Origin of the sequence: Gordonia sp. UBA7599, assembly GCA_002477755.1 — a bacterium.
Taxonomy (GTDB): domain Bacteria; phylum Actinomycetota; class Actinomycetes; order Mycobacteriales; family Mycobacteriaceae; genus Gordonia.
Genome location: DLKD01000028.1, coordinates 24,532 through 25,254, shown reverse-complemented (window position 1 = coordinate 25,254; position 723 = coordinate 24,532). Strand labels below are relative to the sequence as shown.

Annotated in this window: 1 protein-coding gene; it reads right to left on the bottom strand. The window is 66.1% G+C overall.

What is annotated here, in order from left to right; all coding sequences use genetic code 11:
* Positions 1-47: 47 nt before the first annotated feature.
* On the bottom strand, positions 48-723 hold a 676-nt coding region (locus tag B4L26_RS03030; RefSeq protein WP_290715667.1), incomplete at its 5' end, for a DNA polymerase.

Below are 723 nucleotides of genomic sequence, written 5' to 3'. Positions count from 1 at the left end.
CTAGCCGCGGGGTCTGACAACCACCACCGAATTGTGCAGCGCGCCGATCAGTGCGCGGCGTCGTCCCAAGATCGGCCCACACCGACCGACACGTCCAGCGGCACGGACAGGCTGATCGCGTTGCCCATCTCCTCACGAACCAGCGCCTCGGCGGCCTCACGCTCACCATCGGCGACTTCGAGCACGAGTTCGTCGTGCACCTGCAGCAGCATCCGGCTGCGCAGGCTGTCCTCGCGCAGCCTGCGATGGACGTTGATCATCGCGACCTTGATGATGTCGGCGGCACTCCCCTGGATCGGCGCGTTGAGTGCCATCCGCTCGGCGGCCTGTCGGCGTTGCCAATTTTCACTGTTGAGGTCGGGCAGGTAGCGGCGGCGGCCGTAGACCGTGGCGGTGTACTCGTCGCGACGAGCCGCGTCGACGACGTCGTTGAGGTAGTCGCGAACCCCGCCGAAGCGGGCGAAGTAGGCCTCCATCTGCTCCTTCGCCTCGTCGCGGCTGATGCCGAGCTGGGCGGCCAGCCCGAAGGCCGACAGCCCGTAGGCCAGACCGTACGACATGGCCTTGACGCGGTGACGCATCTCGGTGGTGACCTCGTCGATAGACACGCCGAAGGCACGGGATCCGACGAAGTTGTGCAGGTCCTCACCGGTGTTGAACGCTTCGATCAGGCCGTCGTCCTCGGAGAGGTGGGCCATGATGCGCATCTCGATCTGGCTGTAG